Annotated in this window: 25 protein-coding genes; 19 read left to right on the top strand and 6 right to left on the bottom strand. The window is 36.2% G+C overall.

Annotated features, from left to right (window positions below; translation table 11 throughout):
* Nucleotides 1-21 precede the first annotated feature (21 nt).
* Complete coding sequence (locus CKJ95_RS08485) at nucleotides 22-2,040, top strand: DUF4179 domain-containing protein (RefSeq protein WP_099352979.1); 2,019 nt, start codon at nucleotides 22-24, stop codon at nucleotides 2,038-2,040.
* A gap of 25 nt (nucleotides 2,041-2,065) precedes the next feature.
* Here the strand turns inward: CKJ95_RS08485 and mntR are convergent, their stop codons facing one another.
* Entirely contained in the window at nucleotides 2,066-2,482 is a 417-nt protein-coding gene (gene mntR, locus CKJ95_RS08480) for a transcriptional regulator MntR (RefSeq protein ID WP_099353213.1), read from the bottom strand.
* Between the two features lie 66 nt (nucleotides 2,483-2,548).
* Nucleotides 2,549-3,511, bottom strand: a complete 963-nt coding sequence (locus CKJ95_RS08475) for a hypothetical protein (protein WP_099352978.1) — start codon at nucleotides 3,509-3,511, stop codon at nucleotides 2,549-2,551.
* A 135-nt stretch (nucleotides 3,512-3,646) separates the two neighbouring features.
* On the opposite strand from CKJ95_RS08475, the gene CKJ95_RS08470 reads away from it, so the two are divergent.
* From CKJ95_RS08470 to dacB, 5 genes are all read left to right on the top strand, one after another.
* Nucleotides 3,647-4,381, top strand: a complete 735-nt coding sequence (locus CKJ95_RS08470) for a glucose 1-dehydrogenase (protein WP_099352977.1) — start codon at nucleotides 3,647-3,649, stop codon at nucleotides 4,379-4,381.
* A gap of 24 nt (nucleotides 4,382-4,405) precedes the next feature.
* Complete coding sequence (locus CKJ95_RS08465) at nucleotides 4,406-5,158, top strand: exodeoxyribonuclease III (protein WP_099352976.1); 753 nt, start codon at nucleotides 4,406-4,408, stop codon at nucleotides 5,156-5,158.
* Nucleotides 5,159-5,258: 100 nt separating this feature from the next.
* A complete protein-coding gene (locus tag CKJ95_RS08460; RefSeq protein WP_099352975.1) occupies nucleotides 5,259-5,873 on the top strand; it encodes a DedA family protein in 615 nt (204 codons plus the stop codon).
* Between the two features lie 72 nt (nucleotides 5,874-5,945).
* Nucleotides 5,946-6,776 carry an undecaprenyl-diphosphate phosphatase gene (locus tag CKJ95_RS08455; RefSeq protein ID WP_099352974.1) on the top strand — a complete coding sequence of 277 codons (831 nt, stop codon included), beginning with the start codon at nucleotides 5,946-5,948 and terminating at the stop codon, nucleotides 6,774-6,776.
* Between the two features lie 159 nt (nucleotides 6,777-6,935).
* On the top strand, nucleotides 6,936-8,402 hold the full coding sequence (gene dacB, locus CKJ95_RS08450; RefSeq protein WP_180271452.1) for a D-alanyl-D-alanine carboxypeptidase/D-alanyl-D-alanine endopeptidase: 1,467 nt from the start codon (nucleotides 6,936-6,938) through the stop codon (nucleotides 8,400-8,402).
* 33 nt (nucleotides 8,403-8,435) lie between these two features.
* Here dacB and CKJ95_RS08445 read toward each other — a convergent pair whose 3' ends face one another.
* Nucleotides 8,436-8,969 carry a YceI family protein gene (locus tag CKJ95_RS08445; protein ID WP_099352972.1) on the bottom strand — a complete coding sequence of 178 codons (534 nt, stop codon included), beginning with the start codon at nucleotides 8,967-8,969 and terminating at the stop codon, nucleotides 8,436-8,438.
* 232 nt (nucleotides 8,970-9,201) lie between these two features.
* Between CKJ95_RS08445 and CKJ95_RS08440 the strand changes: the two genes are divergently transcribed.
* Nucleotides 9,202-10,545, top strand: coding sequence for a hemolysin family protein (locus tag CKJ95_RS08440; RefSeq protein ID WP_099352971.1), 1,344 nt, complete (start codon nucleotides 9,202-9,204; stop codon nucleotides 10,543-10,545).
* Between the two features lie 38 nt (nucleotides 10,546-10,583).
* Here the strand turns inward: CKJ95_RS08440 and CKJ95_RS08435 are convergent, their stop codons facing one another.
* Nucleotides 10,584-11,927: a sodium-dependent transporter gene (locus CKJ95_RS08435; protein WP_099352970.1), complete on the bottom strand. Its 1,344-nt coding sequence runs from the start codon at nucleotides 11,925-11,927 to the stop codon at nucleotides 10,584-10,586.
* A gap of 311 nt (nucleotides 11,928-12,238) precedes the next feature.
* On the opposite strand from CKJ95_RS08435, the gene CKJ95_RS08430 reads away from it, so the two are divergent.
* The 6 genes from CKJ95_RS08430 (at nucleotide 12,239) to CKJ95_RS08405 (ending at nucleotide 18,334) form a co-directional block, all read left to right on the top strand.
* Nucleotides 12,239-13,258 carry an ABC transporter substrate-binding protein gene (locus CKJ95_RS08430; protein ID WP_099352969.1) on the top strand — a complete coding sequence of 340 codons (1,020 nt, stop codon included), beginning with the start codon at nucleotides 12,239-12,241 and terminating at the stop codon, nucleotides 13,256-13,258.
* 18 nt (nucleotides 13,259-13,276) lie between these two features.
* Nucleotides 13,277-14,305 carry an ABC transporter permease gene (locus CKJ95_RS08425; RefSeq protein WP_099352968.1) on the top strand — a complete coding sequence of 343 codons (1,029 nt, stop codon included), beginning with the start codon at nucleotides 13,277-13,279 and terminating at the stop codon, nucleotides 14,303-14,305.
* A complete protein-coding gene (locus CKJ95_RS08420; RefSeq protein ID WP_099352967.1) occupies nucleotides 14,280-15,074 on the top strand; it encodes an ABC transporter ATP-binding protein in 795 nt (264 codons plus the stop codon). Before CKJ95_RS08425 ends, CKJ95_RS08420 begins: the two co-directional genes overlap by 26 nt.
* Nucleotides 15,075-15,295: 221 nt before the next feature.
* Nucleotides 15,296-17,041 (top strand): carbon starvation CstA family protein, encoded by a 1,746-nt coding sequence (locus tag CKJ95_RS08415; protein ID WP_099352966.1) that lies wholly within the window; start codon nucleotides 15,296-15,298, stop codon nucleotides 17,039-17,041.
* Between the two features lie 70 nt (nucleotides 17,042-17,111).
* Nucleotides 17,112-17,375: a cory-CC-star protein gene (locus CKJ95_RS08410; RefSeq protein ID WP_099352965.1), complete on the top strand. Its 264-nt coding sequence runs from the start codon at nucleotides 17,112-17,114 to the stop codon at nucleotides 17,373-17,375.
* Between the two features lie 14 nt (nucleotides 17,376-17,389).
* Nucleotides 17,390-18,334 carry an ArsA family ATPase gene (locus CKJ95_RS08405; RefSeq protein ID WP_099352964.1) on the top strand — a complete coding sequence of 315 codons (945 nt, stop codon included), beginning with the start codon at nucleotides 17,390-17,392 and terminating at the stop codon, nucleotides 18,332-18,334.
* A 47-nt stretch (nucleotides 18,335-18,381) separates the two neighbouring features.
* Here the strand turns inward: CKJ95_RS08405 and CKJ95_RS08400 are convergent, their stop codons facing one another.
* The gene (locus CKJ95_RS08400) at nucleotides 18,382-18,582 is read right to left on the bottom strand and encodes a hypothetical protein (RefSeq protein WP_099352963.1); all 201 of its coding nucleotides are present in this window, start codon (nucleotides 18,580-18,582) and stop codon (nucleotides 18,382-18,384) included.
* A gap of 302 nt (nucleotides 18,583-18,884) precedes the next feature.
* Between CKJ95_RS08400 and CKJ95_RS08395 the strand changes: the two genes are divergently transcribed.
* Nucleotides 18,885-19,178: a DUF6509 family protein gene (locus CKJ95_RS08395; protein ID WP_099352962.1), complete on the top strand. Its 294-nt coding sequence runs from the start codon at nucleotides 18,885-18,887 to the stop codon at nucleotides 19,176-19,178.
* Between the two features lie 89 nt (nucleotides 19,179-19,267).
* Entirely contained in the window at nucleotides 19,268-20,200 is a 933-nt protein-coding gene (locus CKJ95_RS08390) for a manganese-dependent inorganic pyrophosphatase (protein ID WP_099352961.1), read from the top strand.
* A 47-nt stretch (nucleotides 20,201-20,247) separates the two neighbouring features.
* Here the strand turns inward: CKJ95_RS08390 and CKJ95_RS08385 are convergent, their stop codons facing one another.
* Nucleotides 20,248-20,838, bottom strand: coding sequence for a guanylate kinase (locus CKJ95_RS08385; RefSeq protein WP_099352960.1), 591 nt, complete (start codon nucleotides 20,836-20,838; stop codon nucleotides 20,248-20,250).
* A 295-nt stretch (nucleotides 20,839-21,133) separates the two neighbouring features.
* Between CKJ95_RS08385 and CKJ95_RS08380 the strand changes: the two genes are divergently transcribed.
* The 4 genes from CKJ95_RS08380 to CKJ95_RS08365 all read left to right on the top strand — a co-directional run bounded on the left by CKJ95_RS08380 (nucleotide 21,134) and on the right by CKJ95_RS08365 (nucleotide 24,248).
* Nucleotides 21,134-22,171 carry a fatty acid desaturase gene (locus CKJ95_RS08380; RefSeq protein ID WP_099352959.1) on the top strand — a complete coding sequence of 346 codons (1,038 nt, stop codon included), beginning with the start codon at nucleotides 21,134-21,136 and terminating at the stop codon, nucleotides 22,169-22,171.
* Between the two features lie 67 nt (nucleotides 22,172-22,238).
* Nucleotides 22,239-23,372 carry a sensor histidine kinase gene (locus CKJ95_RS08375; protein ID WP_099352958.1) on the top strand — a complete coding sequence of 378 codons (1,134 nt, stop codon included), beginning with the start codon at nucleotides 22,239-22,241 and terminating at the stop codon, nucleotides 23,370-23,372.
* Nucleotides 23,369-23,968 (top strand): response regulator transcription factor, encoded by a 600-nt coding sequence (locus CKJ95_RS08370; RefSeq protein WP_099352957.1) that lies wholly within the window; start codon nucleotides 23,369-23,371, stop codon nucleotides 23,966-23,968. The genes CKJ95_RS08375 and CKJ95_RS08370 overlap by 4 nt, the downstream gene beginning before the upstream one ends.
* Nucleotides 23,969-24,062: 94 nt before the next feature.
* A complete protein-coding gene (locus CKJ95_RS08365) occupies nucleotides 24,063-24,248 on the top strand; it encodes a twin-arginine translocase TatA/TatE family subunit (RefSeq protein WP_180271451.1) in 186 nt (61 codons plus the stop codon).
* Nucleotides 24,249-24,382 lie beyond the last annotated feature (134 nt).

Below are 24,382 nucleotides of genomic sequence, written 5' to 3'. Positions count from 1 at the left end.
GGTAAGGGAGCGACATACATTGTGATCAAAACGAAAACAGACCCTATTTTAATAAAGAAGTTGCAGCAAAAAAACATGGATTCAATCATCGCTTGGTTTGAACAAAGAAAAAGAAGCTTGTACAAGCTTGCCTCTGTCTATACAAGAAAAACGGAAGACATCCAAGAGATTTTTTACAATGTGATGCTAAAGGTGCAGGCGGAAATACATAAGAAAAAAAAGCAGACTTCCTTTGAAAATTGGGTTATTTCCCTTTTTATAAAAGAATGTAAGCACATAAATATGCTAGTATCGGTTGAAGGTATACTAGAGGAGCTTGGTGAAATTAACAAAGATGCTCTCGCTTTAACATATGTTCTTGGCCTTACTCGTGATCAGGTAGCAGATATTTTAGAAATCCATGTCGAAACAGTAAAAGCACATATACATAAAGGTATCAAGATTTTGAGTGGAGTAGAAGAAGGTCATTATCAAGAAAAATACATCGATTATTTAAGCCGAACATTAGACCGTCCTTCTAAAATAGAATTTGAGATTCATTTACACAGTTGTGAAAGCTGTCAAAGCGGTCTAGCTGTGTTCCAAACAACAATTTATTCACTAATTGATGAAGCTGATGCAATTGAAGTTCCTGCACAGTTTTTTGATGATGTGAAGACAAGATTAATTGAAATCGAAGAATTTAAAAAGAAGAAGAAACAGAAACGAACCAAAATAAGTATTGGAATTGCATCTTCACTGGTTTTACTGCTCTTAATAGGTTATGTGACCAATGGATTTGCTTATATGTATTACTCTTGGCAAGACTTGCGTGATCAAGAGGATGAGCAACTATTAGCTTATTTAAAAAGTGGCTTAGGGGAGCCACTTAATCTTGCTAAAGAGAGCAATGGAATTAAGGTTACGATAAAAAGTGCCATCGCCGATGATTATCAGACGTTAATTTATTATGAAGTTGAAAATCTTGAAAATAGTGAACAATATGGAATAAATATTTGGAATGGTGTATTTGTAGAAGAGGAAATGAATACCTTTGATCAGCAGGCCACTCCCATCAACCCTTTACCGGTTCAAGCCCTCGAAAGTGAAGGAGATGTTTTTAAGGGGATACTTAGTTTATTACCCGTTTCATCCGAAACAAAAACCATAAAACTGAATCTATCAAAACTGCAAAAGATGGAAAAGGATGCTGAAAACTTTGAATGGATGGATTTCTATGGAGAAGGTTCGTTTTTCCCTGGTGAATGGAATTTTGAGATACCTGTTAAAAAGCAAGAATCGTTCGAACATGTAGTCCACAAAAAATTCACAGTGGATGGGTTTCCAATTGAGATAGAAAAGGTGATTATAGCTCCAACGATAACGCTTCTTCAATATCGGTTTGAGCAAGCTACAGGTGATAAACATATTAATGAACTGTTTTTTGAAGGAATCCAAACAAAGAAAAAGAAGGCAAAACCAGCGATGTTTGGTTGGAGTGTTCCAATTCAAGGTGGGGATGGGCAATACAACACTTTTCAATCCCCTTTTGATTCGCTTTATTTTGAGAAGCCAAAGGAAGTTAGTCTTCAATTAAGCTCATTGTACTTTACGCAGAATGATTATTATAAAGTAGAAATTGATATGAACAAACCATTTCCGCAAACCTTTAATTATCAAGGAAGTAATATTTCAATTGATAAAGTTGAACTTGGTAAGCCTACAAAAATTGAAATAACTGCTGAAATGAAGGTAGGACGGAAATTTGAATCGCTTCATTTTGATGTACTAGGACGAAATAACACTTCGGCTATGTCAATCGGTATGATGGATAGTGATGGTGTATTTGTTGACCGAAATGGGAAAATATACAAACGTGATGAGTATGTCCAAAATGGGTATATGTATGGGGGAGAGCAACCTCGTCATTTTCAAACGAAAGTGTTACTTGAAGTCCATGGAGAAGGTACTACTGAAGAAATCATTCCTGGATGGTTGCAAATTCACGGTTATTGGGGAAGTACCTATCTAGATGAAGAGGTCAATATTAAATTGAAATAAGAAAGCTCAGGTTATCCTGAGCTTTTTACATCTTATCTTTTCGATATTGCAGGTATTCTTTTTTAGCAGAAGGATTTTCTTCAAAAAAATCAATTAGGGTTGATAAGCATAGAGAAGTTTCCTTGCTTATATAATGCTCAAGTTTTTCAACTTCCTCATATATATTGTGGTCTTGGACGCCGATCATTTTCAAAAAGTCTTCAAGCATCTCATGTTTTTCGACTAGTTTTTTTGCGACTGTAGATCCTTTTTCGGTAAGCACAAAGCCTCTGTATCTCTCGTAAATCCCATAGCCTTCCTCGTCCAATTTTTGCATCATCTTTGTAACGGAGGAAGGGAGAACATTTAATGAAGAAGCAATATCCACGCTTCGAGCGTAGCCTTTTTGCTGAATCGATAAATAAATTTTTTCTAAATAATCTTCCATACTCGGTGTTGGAATCGTCATTACCGCCTTTCAAAAAACTCTCTGTTTATATTATATAATGAAATGCGGATAATTTTCTATCTAATCTTCCAAATGAAGTCGGATATCATCAGTAAGAAAGCCGATTGACGTTTCTAAATCAAGAACATCTATAGATATAACTTCATTTTCAGGCAAATCGATATGATCAATTGAAAAAGTAACAGAACCACTCTTGTCATCTGTAATTTCATAATATTCATAGTCTGATAGATTTAACCGATATGCAACATTCTCCTTTTTTTCAATTTCAAAAGTCAAACTGTCATCCGTAACTAAAGACAACTTAGGAGTTTTCAATTTTCGGTCATCATCGATCTTTATTCCTGTTTCTCGCTCTATAAATTGTTGCAATTCTTGATTCCCCAAGACATTCGTAAGTTTCTGATTTTCATGCTCTGTTCGCATATAAAACGCTTCATTCGAATAGACTTCATCTCGATTAGCTTCATCAGTTGCACCATATAATAGGACATAATCATCTGCAAAAATTTCCTGCGGATACCATTCATGTGCTGATACGGAGTAATTAAAAAATGAATTCCAATGAATAGGTATATCATTTAACCCTCTTAACTTCGCCCATTTTGAAAATGGAAAATGGTGCGAAGGAAAATAATAATAAGCAAAATGATGACCATACTCATGTGATAGCGTATCTCGATATTCTCGAGCATTTGTATGTTCATTTCCTTTATATAGGGTAATGCTGCTTAGAAATGGATGATAGATTCCTGTAATCCTATTATTTGAAGGTGATGGACCATCCATGACCCGAACTTCTTGTAACAGGTTCATTTCCTCACCATGTTTATTTTTTATTAGTTCCTGATAAAGTTCCTCTAATTGTTGCTCATTCCAGTTTTCTGAATAGCTTAGAAAAAGAATTCCATTTGGTGATTCGTATTTAGCAAAATATGAAGAATTATACGTGATAGGATCTAAGCTTAGTAAAATTGGAAGGCAACATAATATGAATAGGAATGCTATAATATTTTTCCTCAAAAAACTCACTCCCCAAAACCTATTTTATCATTCTTGTAACACCTGAATCTCTGTTTTATTTTGCCAGATTGGCATCGTCGTTTATAATGGATAAGGAAAGTTTTTGAAACTATGAAAAATAGGCTGGTGAAATAAATGAATCGTGTTGTGATTGTTACAGGTGCAGCAAATGGAATTGGCAGAGGAATAGCGAATAGTTACGCACATCATGGAGATAAAGTGATCTTAGCAGATATTGATGTAGAAGCAGGAACAAAACAAACCCTTGAACTTCAAGAACAAGGTATGGAAGCTATTTTTATTAAAACAGATGTAAGGATGGAACAGGATATCAAAAATTTGATAAACCAAACCTATCAAACCTATGGTAAAATTGATATTTTAATAAACAATGCCGGTAAAGGCTTATTCAAATCACCATTTGATGTCACGGTTAAAGAATGGGATGACGTGATTCATACGAATTTACGAAGTGTATTCTTATGTTCGAGAGAAGCTGCAAGAAATATGAAGCACTCCGGTGGCTCAATCGTTAATATTGCGTCAACAAGGGCCATAATGTCTGAACCCCATTCAGAAGGATATGCAGCAACAAAGGGTGGAATCGTTGCGATTACTCACGCACTTGCTGCTTCATTTTCGGAGTATCAAATAACAGTAAATGCAATCTCACCAGGTTGGATTGAAACGGGTAACTATGAGGAACTTCGTAAAGAAGACCATGACCAACACTTTTCTAAGCGGGTCGGTACTCCAACTGACATTGCAAATGCATGCCTGTATCTAACCGATTCGAAAAATAATTTTGTTACTGGGATTAATCTCGTTGTTGATGGAGGAATGACGAGAAAAATGATATATGAGGAGTAACAAAGAGAGGAAGCTTTATAGATTATGAAACTTGTATCTTGGAATGTGAATGGATTACGTGCTTGTGTAAAAAAAGGGTTTTTGGATTATTTTAAAGAAATGGACGCTGATATTTTTTGTGTGCAGGAAACAAAGCTTCAGGAAGGTCAAATTGAACTAGACCTAGAAGGCTACCATCAATATTGGAACTATGCGCTTAAGAAGGGCTATTCAGGAACAGCTGTTTTCTCAAAAGTAAAGCCACTTTCCGTTTCATATGGCGTTGGAGATGAAAACGAAGAATCAGAAGGGCGAATTCTTACATTAGAATTTGAAGATTTTTATTTAATCAATGTCTATACACCAAATTCGCAAAGGGATCTAGCAAGACTTAACTTCCGGCTTGATTGGGAAGACCGAATGCGTGATTATCTCACTCGATTAAATGAGAGCAAACCGATTATTCTTTGTGGCGATTTGAATGTCGCTCATTCAGAATCAGATTTAAAGAATGCAAAATCAAATCGAGGAAATTCTGGATTCACTGAAGAAGAGCGCGGAAAAATGACCAATCTACTCAATTCCGGATTCATTGATTCCTTCCGATATTTTTATCCAGACATGACCGATCAATATACATGGTGGAGTTACATGCGGAATGTGCGTGAAAAGAATATTGGATGGAGAATTGACTATTTTATCGTTTCTGAGCAATTTAAAGATCGACTAAAAGATTCTCAGATTCACTCACACATCATGGGGAGTGACCACTGTCCAGTTGTTCTGGAAATTCATTGATTGGAAAAATTTTAAGGAATACTTTAAAGAAGGACAAACATAGATTACAATAAGAATGCTATCGAATTTGGACGTAGTAGCATCTTATTTGGAGGTTAAAATGGAAAACTGGATAACAGACATAATGGAGCAATTCGGGTATGTTGGGATTTTTCTATTAATTGCACTAGAAAATATCTTCCCACCTATTCCATCTGAAGTTATTTTAACGGCAGGTGGGTTTATGACGACACGAACATCTTTAACAGTAACAGGCGTTATTATTGCAGCAACACTCGGTTCGGTGTTAGGTGCCATTATCCTTTACGGAATTGGTCTATTACTTGATGTCGAGCGATTAGAGAAAATAGTTGACCGATATGGTCGCATTTTACGTGTAACAAAAGAGGATATTCATAAAGCAGATGCTTGGTTTGATAAGTATGGATACTGGACTGTATTTTTCTGCAGAATGGTACCATTAATCAGAAGTTTAATTTCCATTCCAGCAGGAATGTCCAATATGAAATTCTGGATGTTTATTATCTTTACCACGCTTGGAACGTTAATTTGGAATGTGATACTCGTTATGCTTGGTGCTGCTTTTGGTGAATCATGGGATACAATTGTACACTACATGGACATCTACTCCAATATCACCTATGCATTAATTGCATTAGCGGGCATTGGGTTTCTTGTTATATTTTTCACTAAAAGAAAGTCCAAAACAAGATAATTAGAAATGCTTCGGGCGCACGTCAATCGGCGCCTGAAACTAGACATTAAAAAAAGGAGTACTTTACGTCTAATGGATATAATTGAACTAATTAAAGCGATTATTTTAGGACTGGTTGAAGGGTTAACTGAATTTGCGCCAGTTTCCTCAACAGGTCACATGATTATCGTCGATGATATGTGGCTAAAAACAGAGGAGTTTCTTGGAAAGTATCCAGCAAACACATTTAAAGTTGTGATCCAACTCGGCTCTATACTAGCTGTTGTTGTCGTATTTAAAGACAGATTTATTGATTTACTTGGACTTAACCGAAAAAATAAAATTGTTCCAGTCGGAGCAAAACACTTACGTTTAACACATATTATCGTAGGATTAATTCCTGCAGGTATCCTTGGAGTATTATTTGAAGATACAATTGATGAATATTTATTCACAACTGAAACTGTCTTAATTGGACTAGTAATTGGTGCAATCCTAATGATTGTCGCTGATCGATATAGTGCTAAACATCCAAATACGCAAACTGTGGATCAAATTACGTATAAGCAAGCATTAACAGTTGGTCTAATTCAATGTTTATCACTATGGCCAGGATTCTCACGTTCAGGTGCAACCATTTCCGGTGGTGTACTTGTAGGACTTAGCCATAGAGCAGCTGCCGATTTTACATTCATCATGGCTGTTCCAATCATGGCAGGAGCAAGTGGTATTTCACTTCTAAAAAACATAGAGTATTTTTCAGTGGACGCACTTCCAGTATTTATTGCAGGGTTTATTAGTGCATTCGTGTTTGCTCTCATTTCAATCCGCTTCTTCCTGCGCCTTATCGATAAAATCAAGCTATTACCATTCGCGATTTACCGCATTGTACTAGCAGCTGTTATTTATTTTGTATTCTTATAAGTTGTATAGCATCTCAAGAGTGAGATGCTTTTTTTATGCAAATAAATAACATTTCGTTCTTCATATTACCTGCATTTTTGTATAAAATATGGTAAAGATTCCATAATTATACAATAGAAAAAAGAAAAAGGGAGGAAAACCATTATTCGAACTAAAAAAATGTTACTATTTGCTGTACTTTTACTTGCCATAATCATTATGCCTTCCATTCAGCCTCAACAAGAAAAAGCAATTGCTAACGCAAACCAAAACCAAGTCCTTGGACAACTTAATCAACTAGTTCTAAATGAGCCTAACCTCCAAGGTGCAATTGCTGGAATTAGTATTAGGTCAGCAAAAAGTGGAGAAATCTTATATCAACATGCTGGAGATGTTCGACTTCGACCTGCATCCAATTTAAAACTAATTACAGCAGCAACGGCGTTATCTGCTCTAGGTGAAGATTACCAGTTTACAACTGAAGTGCTCACAGATGGGAAACTTGCCGGCAACAAATTATCAGGAAATCTCTACTTGAAAGGAAAAGGAGATCCAACCTTACTACAGCAAGATTTAGATTTACTTGCAAAGAAAATCAAGAAATCTGGAGTTGATGTGATTTTTGGAAATATAATCGCGGATGATTCTTGGTATGATGACGAGCGTTATTCAATCGATTTAACTTGGAGCGATGAGACTTATTATTATGGTTCAGCCGTTTCAGGGTTAACTGCCTCTCCGAATAAAGATTATGATTCAGGAACTTTAATTGTCGAGGTGGCACCTGGAAAGAAACCGGGAAACAAAGCTGAAATTTCAGTACAACCTACGAACAATTATGTCAAAATCATCAACAACACAAAAACGGTTCAAAAAGAAGAGAAAAAAGACATCGATATCATTCGCGAACATGGCGAGAATGTGATTACGATTGAAGGGACAATACCTGTTAATTCGAAACCGGTTCAAGAATGGATGACGGTCTGGGAACCTACAGGCTATACATTAGATTTGTTTAAGAATGCATTAGCAAAGAACGGGATCCATGTGATTGGAACAGATGGTATTGCAAAAACTCCCCAAAATGCAGAACTACTTGCAACTGATCAATCGATTCCATTAAAAGAACTCCTCATTCCTTTTATGAAGTTAAGTAATAATGGACACGGTGAAACACTTGTAAAGGAAATGGGCCGTATTCGTAATGGAGAAGGGAGTTGGGATAAAGGGATTGCTGTTGTAAAAGATGAGCTTCGAAAAATCGGAGTGGACCCAAGTAGTATGGTCATTAGAGACGGTTCAGGAATTTCACATGTTAACCTAGTGTCTGCCAACGACATCTCAGAGCTGCTTTTTACCGCTCAAAAACAAACCTGGTTTCCTGTATTCTTACAATCATTACCTGTAGCAGGTAATAGTGAACGATTAGTGGGTGGTTCATTACGTTATCGAATGAAAAATCCTGAGATGGCAGGAAAGGTAAAAGCGAAGACTGGAACAATTCGGACAGTGAGTTCATTATCTGGATATATTAAGACGAAGAGTGAGGAAGACCTTATCTTTTCGATTCTTTTAAACAACTTAATGAACGATGCCCACGGAAAACCAATTGAGGATAAAATCGTTACATTATTATATAACTATTAAAGCAGGCCACTGTGGCCTGCTTTTCGTGTTAGTTTATTCAGCTTTTCCAGCTTCGATTTCGATAGAAATCTTAATTTGGTCCCCAACTAGAACGCCACCCGTTTCAAGTGCAGCATTCCATACTAAACCATAATCGCTACGATTGATGTTTCCTGTTGCACTGAAACCTACTTTTTCATTGCCCCATGGATCTTTACCCGCACCTTCAAATACAACCTTGAACGTTTCAGATTTAGTAGTACCACGAATTGTTAAATCACCAGTTACATTGTATTCATCATCATCAGTTTTAACGATAGAAGTTGATTTGAAAGTCATTGCTGAATGGTTTTCTACATCAAAGAAATCAGCAGAACGAAGGTGGTTGTCACGATCTCCATTCTTTGTATTTACACTCGCAAGATCAACTTTGAATTCAATATTTGCAGAAGTTAAATCAGCAGGATCTGCTTCAATAGTAGCTTCAAAGCTCTCAAAAGAACCTTTTACCTTTGCAATCATCATATGTTTTACTGAAAAATCAATACTACTGTGTGATGCGTCCACTGCCCATTTTGTATTTGCCATTTTAATATCCCCCAAAAAGTTATTTTAGAATCATTTATCTTTAATTCAAGATAAATCACTTTAAGATAAATTATAAAGCCGACAATACCTATTGTCAATATAAATAAAATAAAGTTGAAGCTCTAAAAATGATTGAAATCGCAACTCATAGTAAAATAAGCATAATGAATGTAAGAGAAGGGGAATTTAAAAAAAATGATATGTTTCTTTTCTATCCTTGGAGGTATTCAATATGCTTGTTGAAATTTTAATCCTTGTCGTTTTGATTTTATTAAATTCATTTTTTGCAGCTTCTGAAATGGCATTGGTTTCATTGAATGATAATAAGGTAAAAATGATGGCTGACAGTGGAGACAAAAAGGCGATTTTAGTACATAGGCTTCTTTCAAACCCAAGTGGATTTTTAGCAACAATCCAAATTGGTATTACATTAGCAGGTTTCTTAGCGAGTGCCTTCGCGGCTGGAAGTTTTGCTACATATTTAACAAATTGGTTAATTGAACTTGAGGTTCCCATTGCACCAGCTCTTCTTGATACAATTTCAGTTGTTGTAATCACACTCATACTATCCTACTTTACATTAGTAATAGGAGAACTGGTTCCAAAAAGGCTGGCGTTACAAAAAGCAGAAGAAATCTCGTTAATTGCCGCTCGCCCTCTAACGCTATTATCCAAGGTTACACTTCCTTTTGTTAAGTTATTAACCTTATCAACGAATGGAATTGTACGGTTATTCGGTGTCGATCCCAATGCGGAGGATGAAAATGTAACAGAAGAAGAAATTCGAATGATGGTTGATGTTGGTAAAGAAAGAGGGACTATACAAGAATCAGAAAAAATTATGATCAACAATATTTTTGAGTTTGATAATAAAACGGTTTCGGACATAATGACACACCGGACGAATATTGTTGGAATTCCCCTCGATTACACACTAAAGGAAATTATTCATCTTGTTACTACAGAAAAATACACACGTTTTCCTGTTTATGATGAGAGTATTGATCAGATTGTTGGGATACTACATTCCAAAGAATTAATAAAGTTTGTAGATGACTGTGATGATGTCACATTTAACTTAATAGATCTGCTAAGGGATCCTTATTTTGTATTGGAATCCAAGCACACGAATGAATTATTTAAGGAATTACAAAAAAATAATATCCATATGGCCATTGTGATCGATGAATATGGTGGAACAGATGGAATTGTTACAATTGAGGATTTAATTGAAGAAATCGTTGGTAATATATTTGATGAATATGATGAATATACAATTGAGGATGAAGAATATATTCAGTTAGATAATAGTACATACTCTATGGTTGGAACGATTAATCTATATGAAGTGGAAGATATTCTAAAGATTAACCTTCCAATAGATGAATACGATACATTAAGCGGTTTTGTAATAGGACAATTGGGATATATCCCTTCAGGAGATGCATTTCCAGAGATTGAGTACGAAAATCATACTTTTAAGGTTGTTGAAATGGATGAGAAACGCATCATGAGAATAAAGGTGATTAACAATCTAGCTCCAGCACTAGAAAATGAGGACAAAGAAAAAGAGTAAGCAAAAGGTGTTCCAATTAAAATCGGAACACCTTTTTCTTAAATGATACCTAAACTATCTAAAAATACAATGATAATTACAATTGGAACAACGTAGCGAATTAAATAGAACCATACCTGTACTATGATAATTGGAAATTTGCTGCCCATTTGCATTTCTTTATAAAGTGCTTCTCGTGGAAAAATAAATGATACGAAAATCGATATAAAGAAAGCCCCAATAGGTAAAAGAATATTACTCACGAGAAAATCCGCAAGATCAAAAATGGATCTTCCAAATAAACTAACATCACTTAATACTCCGAAAGAAAGAGCAGAAGGGACACCAAGTAAAAAAATTACTAATCCTGCAATCCACGCAATATTTTTTCTGTTTTGTTCGTTCTTCTTTGATAAGATCGCTACAATTAATTCAAGCATCGAAAAAGCGGACGTAAGAGTAGCAAATAAAAATAAAAGCAGGAACGCTAATAGAAATATGATTCCAAAAGGCATTTTTCCAAAAACGGTTGGTAACACATTAAATAAGAGGACAGGCCCAGCATCAGGCTCTAAGCCAAAGGCAAATACGGCTGGAAAAATGGCTAACCCAGCCAAGAGTGTAACAAGAATATTTAACGTCACAATTGAGAACGCCGACTGTACTAAGTTTTCCTTCTTCGAAAGATAAGAGCTGTAAGTTAACATTGTACAAGCGCCAACACTAAGAGCAAAAAAGGATTGACCTAGTGCAAAAAGAATGGTCTCAGAAGTTAGTGATGACAGAGAAGGTTTTAAAATAAACAAAATTCCTTCAAGGGAACCTTCAAGCGTGATTGAACGAAAAATAATAACAATGAAGAGAATAAAAAGTGCAGGCATCATCCATTTACTCGCCTTCTCAATACCAGCCTGAACTCCTTTTGCAACTACTATAATGGTAATTAACATAAATAATAGTTGTGCGAGAACAACGAGGATTGGATTTGCAATGGTTTCTCCAAAATATGCTCCGTACTCTGATTCCGTTAAGCCATTTAATTTTCCTATACTTCCACTGACCAAATAAATTAAAATCCAGCCACCAACTACACTATAAAAGGAAAGCAATACCGCATTTGTAAAAAAACCTAATCGACCAACGAGATGCCAATTCGTTCGTGGTGCTAATTCTTTAAAAGATTGAATCGCGTTTTTTTGTGTTGTTCTCCCGATTACGAATTCAGCTAATAAGAGTGGTAAACCAATTAACAAAGTGAATAAAAGAAAAATAATGAAAAAAATTCCGCCACCGCTAGTACCTGCCACATAAGGGAATTTCCAAATCGCCCCTAATCCGATAGCAGACCCTGCTGCCGCTAAAATAAAGCTTAATTTTGATGACCATTGTGCAGATTGCTTCAAATAAATACCTCCATCGCAACTCATATTACTCTATTTTTTGTTAAGTGAAATAAAATAAAACGTATTATCATACGAAAACAAAAAATCTTTTTACGCTGTTCGAGAAAAATTATAAGCTGAAAGTGTAAAATCTTCAGAAAATAATTGACGGAAAGCGTCTAGAATGATAATATTACGATTAACAAATGACGTGCATTAACGCTTTTTCGCTTTTACGCAATAAAGCAAAAGTGCATGAATATTATTATTCTAGTAAAGTAATAGATTACTAGAAAATCAAAAAAGAGTAAAGAGATTTTGGGGGGATATGCATGAAAGGATCAACAAAAATGCTAGGAGTGGTATTAGCGGGCTTCCTTGCTTTAGCAGGATGTGGAAGTGATGCTACTGATAACACTTCAAAGGATGCTAGTGGCAGCAGTGAAAAAGAACAAGTAGTAGTTGGTATTACACAATATGCACCACATACTTCTTTAGATGCTGCAACAGAAGGTTTCAAAAAAGCGTTAGAAGATGAAGGGTTTAAGGAAGGCGATAATTTAAAGTTTGATTTCCAAAATGCGCAAGGTGAGCAAAGTAACACAGCAACAATTGCACAAAACCTTGTTGGTAGCAAAGTGGACTTAATTTTTGCAAACGCAACGCCTAGTGCAATGGCTGCACTTAATGCAACAAGTGAAATACCTATTATTTTCACATCCGTAACAGACCCAATTGGTGCTGGATTGGTAGAAGCATTTGATAAGCCTGGCGATAATATTACAGGTACAACTGATAACCACCCAGATGCTACTAAAACAACAATTAACTTCATCACTGGTGAAATGGGAGCGAAGAAGATCGGAGTCATTTACAACTCTGGTGAACAAAACTCTGTTGTACAGGTTGAACAAGTTAAGGAATATGCTGAACAAGATGGTGCGGAATTAGTAGAAGTTTCTGTGTCTACAACTGCTGAGGTTAATCAAGCTGCTCAAAGCTTAGTTGACCGTGTTGATGCAATTTATATTCCAACTGATAACACTGCTGTTCAAGCTTTAGATTCAATCATTGCAGTAGCAAATGAAAAGGATATTCCATTGTTCGTTGGTGAGCTCGATTCAATGAAAGCCGGTGGATTTGCAGCAAGTGGATTTGAATACTACGATATTGGATACCAATCTGGACTTATGGCTGCAAAGATTCTAAAAGGTGAAAAGAAAGCTTCTGAAATTCCAGTTGAACTTCCAAATAGCCTTCAGCTTATCATTAATAAACAAGCAGCGGAAGAGCAAGGAATCGAAATTAAACCTGAATGGGAAGAGATGGCTGACATCTACGAAGGTGAATAAAAGAAAGGATGATTCAACATGTTTACAGCATTATTTGGGGCATTTGAATCAGGAATCATCTATGCAATCATGGCAATTGGTGTTTACCTGTCCTTCCGTATATTAGATTTTCCAGACTTGACGGTTGACGGCAGCTTCGTAACAGGAGCTGCTGTTTCCGCCATTTTCATAACAAATGGGGTAAATCCTTTTATCGCAACACTATTAGCACTTGTTGCCGGATTTATTGCAGGGAGTATAACCGGATTACTACACACGGTAGGAAAAATTAATGCATTACTAGCTGGTATTTTAATGATGATCGCCCTTTATTCAATCAATCTCCGAATTATGGGTAAATCAAATGTTTCGTTATTAAATATTGATACAACTTTTACAAACGTATCTGATATATCTGCTTCATTAGGAATCGATTCATTGTTTAATTCTATTTTAACAGCAATCGGTTTAGGAGATAGCCTACCAAAAACATGGGGTATCTTATTGTTTATGATTGTTGTTACATTCTTAATTAAGTTTTTAATTGATCTTTTCCTGCGAACAGAAATCGGTCTTGCAGTGAGAGCAACAGGGGATAATAAAAAGATGATATCCAGCTTTTCTGCTAATACAAACTTAATGACGATTCTTGGATTAGGTCTATCAAATGCGCTTGTAGCATTCTCAGGGTCACTAATTGCACAACAAGGCGGATTTGCTGATGTTGGGATGGGTATTGGGATGATCGTTATTGGTTTAGCTTCCGTTATTATCGGTGAAGCCCTTTTTGGTGCCAAAACGATTGCACGAGCAACACTTGCAGTAATTGGTGGTGCGATTATTTATCGTATCGTTGTATCTCTAGCATTACGTGTTGAGTTCCTACAGCCTGGAGATATGAAATTGATTACAGCCATCATCGTAATCATTGCACTTGTCCTACCAAAGATACTTGAAGGAACAAAAGAGAAGAGCAGACGAGCAAAACGACAACAACTTGTACGAATGAAGAACGTACCTTCAGAAAGCGAGGGTGAGGCAAGTGCTACACTTAAATCAAATTCATAAAATCTTTAATGAAGGTACACCAGACGAAAAGATTGCTCTTGATTGGACGAATCTACAGTTAAAAGAAGGCGATTTTGTAACTGTAATTGGTAGTAATGGTGCCGGTAAATCGACGTTAATGAATGTAATATCAGGAGTGCTCATTCCGGATGCAGGCTCTGTTGATATTGCTGATAAGGATGTTACATTCTTACCAGAACATAAACGGGCTAAGCTCATTGGACGTGTATTCCAGGATCCAATGGCAGGTACAGCGCCAAATATGACCATTGAAGAAAATCTCGCAATGGCGTATTCACGAAATAAAACTCGTACCTTACGTAAAGGAGTAACAAAAAAACGCAAGGACTACTTTAAAGAAGTGCTCCAATCCCTTAACCTAGGATTGGAAAATCGCTTATCTGCAAAAGTGGGATTGTTATCAGGTGGGGAACGACAGGCATTATCGCTATTAATGGCTACCTTCACTGAACCGAAAATATTGTTACTCGATGAACATACTGCAGCACTTGATCCAGCTCGTGCTGAGTTAATCACAAACTTAACCAAAGAAATCGTCGAAAAATACAATTTAACAACATTAATGGTTACCCATAATATGCAGCAAGCTCTAGATTTAGGGAATCGTTTGATCATGATGGATAAAGGACAAATCATATTAGAAGTTAATGAACAGGAAAAAGCGAATTTAACTATCGAGCAATTACTAAATGAGTTCCAACGAATCAGAGGCGCGAAAATGACAAATGACCGTGCATTGCTTTCATAACGAACAAAAAAGCCGCGAAGGAGCATAAATCCTCCGCGTTTTTTTATGACCATAAATAGATCGAGAGTATTCTTCACAAAATATGACTGTTTCTTTTGTCGATAATTGAAAATATAGATTTTTTAAATAATAGTATTGACAGCGCTTACAAATACGTTTTAACATGAAAAGTGCATTAAGTTTTATAATCTATTTAAAAAATTTGTATTGGAGGGAAAAGCTTGAGCGCAATTTGGATAGCTATATTTGGCACTGTTGTCTTTATCTTAGGCTACCGGTATTATTCAAAATTTGTTGCTGAAAAGATTTATCGCCTTGATCCAAATTTTGTTACACCTGCTCATGAGTTTAATGATGGGGTCGACTTTGTACCAACTAAGAAACATGTTTTATGGGGGCATCATTTCACTTCCGTTGCAGGTGCAGCACCAATAGTAGGACCTGCCATAGCTGTTTATTGGGGCTGGGGACCTGCATTGTTATGGGTAGTATTAGGTACTGTTTTTGCTGCAGGCGTACATGATTTTGGTACACTTGTCCTCTCCGTCAGAAACAAAGGGCAATCTGTAGGTACACTTGCAGATAAATTAATCGGTAAAAAAGCAAAGCTCTTATTTTTATTTATCATTTTGATTTTGGTGTTGATGGTTAACGCTGTTTTTGCATGGGTTATTTCAAATCTATTTATTAAATTTCCAGCAAGTGTCATTCCTGTATTTATTGAAATACCGCTAGCAATTTGGATAGGATACGCTGTCTATAGAAAAAAAGGAAGCATGTTACTTCCATCGATTGTTTCACTCATTATCATGTATGGTTCGGCCGTTCTAACAAGCAAGATACCCGCATTACAAATTGATCTTGTAAGCTATTTTGGTGGAGCAGAAGCTACGACCTTGTTTGGTCTAAGCGGAGTTTCAATGGCTTTCTTTGTTTGGATTGTCATCCTAATGGTATATTGCTATTTTGCCTCCACACTACCTGTATGGAAATTACTTCAGCCGAGAGACTATATCAACTCTCACCAACTCGTAATCGGATTAGGAATCATGTATTTGGGTCTTGTATTTTTAAATCCAGAAGTAACAGCACCTATGTTGAATTCAGAGGCCACAGATAAATCATGGTTACCGCTCATGTTTATTACCATAGCCTGTGGTGCAATCTCTGGTTTCCACGGACTTGTGTCGTCAGGTACATCATCAAAACAATTAAATAAAGAGACTGACGCTCGCTTTGTAGGATATTTTGGGGCAGTAGGGGAAGGATTCCTAGCCTTAATTTCAATTATTGCCTGTGTCACTTTGTTTGCAAATGCTGGAGACTTTAAAGCAGCATACAGTAGTTTTGCGGCAGCGAATTCTGGCGGACTAGGAAACTTTATTTCCGGTGGCGCACAATTATCTACCGGTATTGGCATACCTACTGATATTGCGGCCACCATTATTGCCATAATTGTTGTTAGCTTTGCTGCAACTACGTTAGATTCATCAGTTCGACTAATGAGATATATTATTGCAGAGTTAGGTTCTGAATATAAAGTTCCAGCTCTTCAAAAAGCCCATGTAGCTACAACAGTTGCCGTTGTAACAAGTGCAGCATTAGTCCTTTTACCAAAGGGACCAAACGGTTTTGGTTCAGGTGGGTATGTATTATGGCCATTATTCGGTACTTCAAACCAACTTTTAGCTGCAATTAGTTTACTTTTAATCTCGGTGTGGCTAAAACGGTTGGGACGTAATTATTTAGTTACCCTCATTCCAATGTTATTCCTGCTCGTCATGACTGTGTGGGCAATGGTCCAACAGGTTATCTTTGACTGGGCAGGTGTAGGGGGTACAGATGCAAATTTACTGTTATTTATTCTCGGAAGCATCATTTTAATTTTTGCCGTTTGGATCGTACTAACTGCCTTTAAAGAATTAAGTAAAAAGGATACACCACAAAATTTTGATTCAAACATGTAAATACCCTTTGGAAAAGGAACCCTTCATGTAGAGGGCTTCCTTTTTCACTTTATGTAAAGAAGGTGAAAGAATGAAAGGAATAGAAGCATTAAAGAGGATGCTCCAATTATATGATGAGATACTCTCTGTAAACCATCGGACAGAAATTGCAAGGGAGCTAAGAGATGAAGATGACCTTTTCTTACTTCTATGTTTATCTGAAACTCTTGGACTCCCAAACCCTGCTTTTTACTATACTTTAGAGCTGTATCCTTATATGCTCGAAAAATTTCATGACTGGCACTTGCGAATGGGGATGGAAAAATCTCCACTTACAGGAATTCGCTGTTGTTAATTGGAGGGAACAAAATGATTGGGGATAGAAAGATTGTATTTGTTGGCGGAAAAGGAGGGGTAGGAAAGTCGACGAGTGCTGCAGCATTAGCGATTTTACATGCCCAACAGGGCCTTAAAACGTTACTTGTATCAACCGATCCTGCACATAATGTAGGAGATATTTTTCATAAACCATTGAAAAACCAAGCAATTGAGGTATACCCAGGCATGGAGGCTATTGAAATTGATCCAGAAATTGAATCAAGAAAGTATATTCAAACTGTAAAAGAAAACATCCAAGGTGTCGTTAGTTCACATATGCAGGATGAGGTTAATCGGCAAATTGATGCTGCTAGTTCCTCTCCAGGTGCAGAAGAGGCGGCTCTATTTGATCGTATCGTTTCTATCATTCTCGATGAAGGAAGACACTATGATACTATAATTTTTGATACGGCGCCTACCGGACACACAATTCGATTACTTACACTTCCTGAATTAATGAGTGTTTGGATTGATGGAATGCTTGAAAGAAGAAAGAAGAGAAATGATACCTATACACAGTTGTTAAATGACGGGGAACCAATAGATGATCCTATTTATAAAGTATTGCATAGAAGGAAAGAACGCTTCAGTGCTGTAAGGAAAATCATTTTAAATAAAGACATGACAAGTTTTATTTTCGTCCTTAACCCAGAAAGACTGCCAATCATTGAAACAGCAAATGCTTTAAGATTACTTGATAGGCATGATATCGGAGTCGATACGCTGTTTATTAATAAATTCTTAGCAGAAAATATTGATGGAGAGTTTCTGAAAAAGCGCAAAAGTAATGAACAAGAATATATATCAAAGATTGAAAAAGAATTTCCAACTCAACAAAAAGTTTATATCCCGTTATTTGAAACAGATATAAACTCAGTTAAGTTGTTAGAGGATTTTGCAGAACATATCAAAACAAAAATCGTGGAAAAAATCTAGTTATGAATAAAAAAAAACGGCCGCTTAGATAACGAAGCGGTCGTTTTTTATGCTGTAGATTGACTTCCACGAAGTTGATTTTTCTCTTTTTCCAATTCCATTGCAGACACGATATAAGCAAAACCATTTAACATAAAGATGACAACATTCGATTGTACTCGTTCTGTTTCCCCTAAATACGTATTCATCAAGATAATACCGGAGTATAATATGACAAAGAATAATGCGATTTTATTTAGTAGTGTCATTCAACAACAACTCCTTTTCCAATGTCTAGCTCCAGGTGCCATCGGCTCGAGGTCACAAGCCATTCGCTTCTGAAGGCAAAAGAAGCCTTCAGAAGCGCTTTTCTTGTGCTTGTCGCCGATAGACGGTCACCTTGCGCTTTTTGGGATGTATTATTATTCTATTTGTTTACAGGAAGTCCTATGTGTCAAAATGTGTACGGTTCGTAAAAATACAATGAATAGTTGGCAAATTTTTCACCATTAAGGAAAGAATGTGTATAATAGGTACGGACTTAATTCATTTTGAAGGGTGGCAAATTTATATGAATATTACTGGATATACAGTTGAAAAATTAAAGGATCCTACTGGGATACTAGAGGGCGATCGTTACGAGTTCTTTTTGGACATTGAAGTACCAGAGGATGACGATTTATATTCTGAAAATGGAATTGAATTAAAAGTGATTTATGCGGTTGATACAAATAGTGAGCGAATTGCCCAATATTATTTTTATGAAAAAAGCACTCAAAAAGTTCTTGATTTTGAACTTGAAGAAGAGGAAGAAACAATTGTAAAAGAATTTTGTAAAACACATTTAGAGGAAGAAAATGAATAAAAATGTCCAAAATTGTTTAATCTCAACGAATCTTTGTGTAAAATGAGAGAGTACATCATACATATTAAGCATTAAGGAGTAATGTATAAATGGAAAAAGTACTTGTATTTGGTCATAAGAACCCAGACACTGATACAATTTGTTCAGCGATCGCATATGCAGAATTAAAAAAGAAACTTGGTTTAGATGCTGAGCCAGTTCGCTTAGGAGAAATAAACAGTGAGACTCAATACGCATTGGATTATTTTAAAGCAGAAGCACCACGTTTAGTCGAAAATGTAGCAAATGAAGTTCAATCCGTTATTTTAGTAGACCACAATGAACGTCAACAAAGTGCCGACGGACTTGAAAATGTAAAAATAAAAGAAGTAATCGACCATCACCGTGTTGCAAATTTTGAAACAAGTGATCCATTATATTTCCGCGTTGAGCCTGTTGGTTGTACAGCTACAATCCTTAATAAGCTATACAAGGAAAATAATGTTGAGATTACAAAAGAAGTTGCTGGTTTAATGCTCTCTGCAATCATCTCGGATTCACTCCTATTTAAATCACCAACTTGTACTGACGAGGATGTAAAAGCTGCTCGTGAATTAGTTGAGATTGCAGGTGTTGATGCTGATAGCTACGGTCTTGAAATGTTAAAGGCTGGTGCTAATGTGAGTGACAAAACAGCCGAGCAATTAGTTTCTCTAGATTCTAAAGAGTTCTCAATGAATGGTAACAAAGTACAGATTGCACAAGTAAATGTTGTGGATCCTCAAGACGTTCTTTCAAGACAGAGTGAGCTGGAAGAAGTTATGAATCAACAAATTAGTGATAACGGACTTGATTTATTCTTACTCGTGATTACAGACATTCTTAACAATGATTCTGTAGGGCTTGCAGTAGGTGCAAAAACAGCAGCAGTTGAAAAAGCATTTAATGTTACACTTGATAACAAAACAGCAGAATTAAAAGGTGTTGTATCTCGTAAGAAACAAGTTGTTCCAGTTCTTACAGAGAGCTTCAATAGCCTATAAAATCTAAAAGCCCTATAGAGGTTAGTGCCTCTTTAGGGCTTTATTTTTTAATAATCATCCGCAATTAATTGTCTATCTAAATATGTTTCAATCATTTCACTTATCTGATATGAGACCTGAGGTAGATCATAGTTTTCATACACATGCTCGCAAGCAGACTTATAGTCCATTGTTTCATTGTAATGTTTCATGTGGCGCTCAATGTCCTCAGGACTATCCCCACGTTTTATCTGGCGTTCTAGTACAGTATCTCGATCAGCATACACAAAGATTCGAACTGCTTTATCTCCATACATTTGCTTCAGAAGATCTGCACCTTCAGGGTTTAACGTTAAATAAACTACCTTATGCTTCTTAAAAATATTTACAATATCAATTTCACGTATTCCATAAAAGTGTCCATCAATTTCGACACTCTCAAGAAATTCTTTTTGCTGCATCATTTGTCGAAAGGTTTCTTTACTTACAAAGTGGTAATCTTCTCCGTTGTTTTCAAAAGGGCGGGGGCTTCGAGTTGTGAATGAGGGAACGGTCTGCATATCAAATGCTGTTGCAACCATTTTTCCTAATGTCTTTCTACCAGAACCATCTGGGCCAGTATAAATGAATATCCTCTCTTTGTCTTTTAATCTGTACATAGGTTTCCTCCTTTTAAGAAAAAATATTAGTTTAAATATTCTGTTTTTTAAGTATAGCATAAAAAATGTATTTTAGCCCGTAATTAAATGTTAATTTTTTGTGTATTTTAAATTTTTGTACATGGTATATGACATTTATCATGTATTTCACATGACACCTATGTCTAGTGCAAACCTTTTTTCTTTTGTAACATTGGAAATGTAGAAAACTGTTGGCGATTTGTCAGCAATTTCCTCATTAAATTTAAAAATCTGATTAAAATATGAAATGAGAATTTAGAAAGGAAAGGATTAAATGAACAAATTAGATCAAAGAAGCTTACGTAAACAAGTGGCACCTTTTGAAAAATCAAACCTTAAGGCAAGTGTATTACAGCTTTGCAATACCTTAATCCCTTATCTTGGGTTATGGGTACTTGCCTATTATTCATTAAACATTTCTTATCTATTGACACTTGTGATTGGTGTAGTGGCAGCGGGGTTTCTTGTCCGATTATTTATCATTTTCCATGACTGTTGTCATCACTCCTTCTTTAAAAATCGAACGGCAAATAAAATCGTTGGTACCATTACTGGGATATTAACATTATTTCCTTACAGCAAATGGGGCCATGATCATTCTGTCCACCATGCAACAAGCTCAAATCTTGATAAGCGTGGAACCGGAGACATTTGGGTTATGACGGTTGAAGAGTATTTGGAAGCATCTGCTTGGATGCGTCTGTGCTACAGAGTTTACCGAAATCCATTTGTAATGTTTATTTTAGGACCTATCTTTGTATTCCTAATTCAAAATCGTTTTAACAGAAGAAAAGCGAAAAAGAAGGAACGTTGGAACACGTATATTACAAATTTAGGAATCGTCACACTCGCCGTAATATTAAGTCTGACTATTGGTTGGCAGGCATTTTTAATCGTTCAGGGAACCATTTTTATGGTTTCAGGGATTGCTGGTGTTTGGTTGTTTTATGTACAGCATACATTTGAGGATTCCTATTTTGAAGAAGATGAGAATTGGGAATATGTAAAAGCTGCGGTTGAAGGAAGCTCATTTTATAAGCTACCAAAGCCATTACAGTGGATAACAGGAAATATCGGGTATCACCATGTGCATCATTTAAGCCCACGAGTACCGAATTACAAACTAGAAGAGGTTCACAATCAAACTGAACCACTTCAAAAGGTCCCAACCATCACATTAAAAACTAGTCTAAAATCACTTAAATTCCGTTTGTGGGATGAAGAAGAAAAAGTGTTTGTTGGCTATGGAAAAATTAAAGAAATGGTTGCCGAACAAAAAGAGCTTAAAAAAATCCCCAGCTTAGAAAAATAAGCTGGGTTTCCTTATGTATGATATGATAAGATACAAAATAATCTTGAACTAAATGAGGGTAGGTTCTATGAAGAAATACTCACTTTTTCAAAAATGGTCAGGAGTCTCACCATATATTTGGGCAGTAATAAGTATCCTGCCGTTTTATTTTATCTTTCAATCGTCATCGACACCGGAAATAATCACTGGCATCATTCTAACGGTCATCTTTTTCATTTCACTAAGATTTGCCTTTATTTCGAGAAAATGGCCTGTTTATCTATGGACGTCAATCCTAATCGGTATTTCATTAACCATGTCTATTCTCTTTGCATTTATTTATTTTGCTTTTTATATTGCATATTATAATGGACACATCAAGAACCGCGTCGCCTTTTTAACGTTGTACATCATACATCTTGTGGCTACGACATTTTCAATAAACTACAATCTCGTATTACAAGAAGAAGTATTTCTAACCCAAATCCCATTCGTCATCATCATTTGGATAAGCGTAATTCTATTACCATTTAATATCTTTAACAAAAAGAAACAAGAGAAGCTCGAGGAACAGCTTGAGGATGCGAATAAACGAATTGCGGAACTAGTAAAACAAGAAGAACGTCAACGTATCGCAAGGGACCTTCATGATACATTAGGTCAGAAACTTTCGATGATTGGCTTAAAAAGTGATTTAGCTAGGAAGCTTATACATAAAGACCCAGAAAAAGCACGTCACGAATTAAAAGATGTGCAACAAACAGCACGAACAGCTTTGAATGAAGTTCGAAAAATGGTCTCGCAAATGCGTGGTATCCGAATTAAGGAAGAAATTGTCCGAGTTCAGCAAATATTAGGGGTCGCGGGAATAGAATTTGAATATATCCAGGACAACTCTCTTAAAGATGTTTCACTATTTTACGAGAATATCATCAGCATGTTAATCAAAGAGGGCATCAACAATATTGTGAAACATAGCAAAGCAAGCCACTGTAAAATTGAAATAATCCAGATTGAAGATGAAATCACTGTCATGATCGAAGACAATGGGATTGGTACGAATCCTACTAAAGATATAGTTGGTGGTCATGGACTTCAAGGGATGAGAGAACGTTTAGAGTTTGTAAATGGCAGCCTAGAAATACAGTCAAATGATGGCACAAGATTAATTATTAAAATTCCAAATGTACGAAAACAGGTCGAAGTGGAGGGACTTTTATGATACGAATCATAATTGCTGAAGATCAACGAATGGTCCTTGGGGCGCTTGGTTCACTTTTAAACTTAGAGGACGATATGGAAGTTGTTGGAATGGCCAGTAATGGACAAGAAGCGATTACACTTGTGAAGGAACTCAAGCCGGATATATGCATGATGGATATTGAAATGCCACTAAAAACTGGTCTTGAAGCTGCAGAAGAATTAAAAGAAACAGACTGTAAGGTAATTATTTTAACAACCTTTGCTCGTACAGGGTATTTTCAACGTGCTTTAAGGGCTGGTGTGAAAGGATACCTCCTTAAAGATAGTCCTAGTGATGAATTGGCAGATTCGATTCGTAGTGTGATGAGCGGAAAACGTGTGTATGCTCCTGAATTAATGGATGATTTATATGCAGACGAAAATCCATTAACAGAGCGTGAACGAGAAGTACTTGAGCTTGTGGCGGACGGTAAAAACACAAAAGAGATTGCGGATGAACTTAGAATTAAAACAGGTACTGTCCGAAATTATATTTCTACTATCTTGGATAAACTCGAAGTCAAAAATCGCATTGAAGCCATCACCCAATCGAAAGAAAAAGGTTGGTTTAAATAAAATTAAAATGTCTCTTGAAAAACTCTAATTGAAAAATGTGTGGAGTAGGACTAAAATAAGGATGCAATACATTTCGTTTTAGGGTGGAATGAATATGGGAAACCTCGGTTTCGGAGAATTAATATTAATTATCTTTTTTGCTTTACTTGTATTCGGACCTAAAAAGCTTCCTGAGCTAGGAAAAGCGGCAGGAACAACACTTCGCGAGTTTAAAAAAGCAACAAAGGGAATCCTTGATGATGACGATGTTGAAACAAAATCAAAAATAAGTAACGAATGAGAGAGGGGTGCACCTCTCTTTTTTTGTTTTTAGAGAATTTGAATTTTTATGCGGTATAGCATTGTGCTGTAAAACGATAAATGCTATACAGCATACGTACTAATCGGTATAGCAGCAGGACGTAAAACGATAAA

Origin of the sequence: Fredinandcohnia onubensis (assembly GCF_002734285.1) — a bacterium.
Lineage (GTDB): Bacteria > Bacillota > Bacilli > Bacillales > Bacillaceae_L > Ferdinandcohnia > Ferdinandcohnia onubensis_A.
This window is presented reverse-complemented; position numbering and strand designations above follow the sequence as displayed.

Bases quoted from the DNA above. Each gene is read 5' to 3' on its own strand.
- CKJ95_RS08470 (WP_099352977.1), top strand. From the start codon at position 3,647: ATGAATCGTGTTGTGATTGTTACAGGTGCAGCAAATGGAATTGGCAGA.
- CKJ95_RS08465 (WP_099352976.1), top strand. From the start codon at position 4,406: ATGAAACTTGTATCTTGGAATGTGAATGGATTACGTGCTTGTGTAAAA.
- CKJ95_RS08460 (WP_099352975.1), top strand. From the start codon at position 5,259: ATGGAAAACTGGATAACAGACATAATGGAGCAATTCGGGTATGTTGGG.
- CKJ95_RS08455 (WP_099352974.1), top strand. From the start codon at position 5,946: ATGGATATAATTGAACTAATTAAAGCGATTATTTTAGGACTGGTTGAA.
- dacB (WP_180271452.1), top strand. From the start codon at position 6,936: ATGTTACTATTTGCTGTACTTTTACTTGCCATAATCATTATGCCTTCC.
- CKJ95_RS08445 (WP_099352972.1), bottom strand. From the start codon at position 8,969: ATGGCAAATACAAAATGGGCAGTGGACGCATCACACAGTAGTATTGAT.
- CKJ95_RS08440 (WP_099352971.1), top strand. From the start codon at position 9,202: ATGCTTGTTGAAATTTTAATCCTTGTCGTTTTGATTTTATTAAATTCA.
- CKJ95_RS08430 (WP_099352969.1), top strand. From the start codon at position 12,239: ATGAAAGGATCAACAAAAATGCTAGGAGTGGTATTAGCGGGCTTCCTT.
- CKJ95_RS08425 (WP_099352968.1), top strand. From the start codon at position 13,277: ATGTTTACAGCATTATTTGGGGCATTTGAATCAGGAATCATCTATGCA.
- CKJ95_RS08410 (WP_099352965.1), top strand. From the start codon at position 17,112: ATGAAAGGAATAGAAGCATTAAAGAGGATGCTCCAATTATATGATGAG.
- CKJ95_RS08405 (WP_099352964.1), top strand. From the start codon at position 17,390: ATGATTGGGGATAGAAAGATTGTATTTGTTGGCGGAAAAGGAGGGGTA.
- CKJ95_RS08400 (WP_099352963.1), bottom strand. From the start codon at position 18,582: ATGACACTACTAAATAAAATCGCATTATTCTTTGTCATATTATACTCC.
- CKJ95_RS08395 (WP_099352962.1), top strand. From the start codon at position 18,885: ATGAATATTACTGGATATACAGTTGAAAAATTAAAGGATCCTACTGGG.
- CKJ95_RS08390 (WP_099352961.1), top strand. From the start codon at position 19,268: ATGGAAAAAGTACTTGTATTTGGTCATAAGAACCCAGACACTGATACA.
- CKJ95_RS08385 (WP_099352960.1), bottom strand. From the start codon at position 20,838: ATGTACAGATTAAAAGACAAAGAGAGGATATTCATTTATACTGGCCCA.
- CKJ95_RS08380 (WP_099352959.1), top strand. From the start codon at position 21,134: ATGAACAAATTAGATCAAAGAAGCTTACGTAAACAAGTGGCACCTTTT.
- CKJ95_RS08375 (WP_099352958.1), top strand. From the start codon at position 22,239: ATGAAGAAATACTCACTTTTTCAAAAATGGTCAGGAGTCTCACCATAT.
- CKJ95_RS08370 (WP_099352957.1), top strand. From the start codon at position 23,369: ATGATACGAATCATAATTGCTGAAGATCAACGAATGGTCCTTGGGGCG.
- CKJ95_RS08365 (WP_180271451.1), top strand. From the start codon at position 24,063: ATGGGAAACCTCGGTTTCGGAGAATTAATATTAATTATCTTTTTTGCT.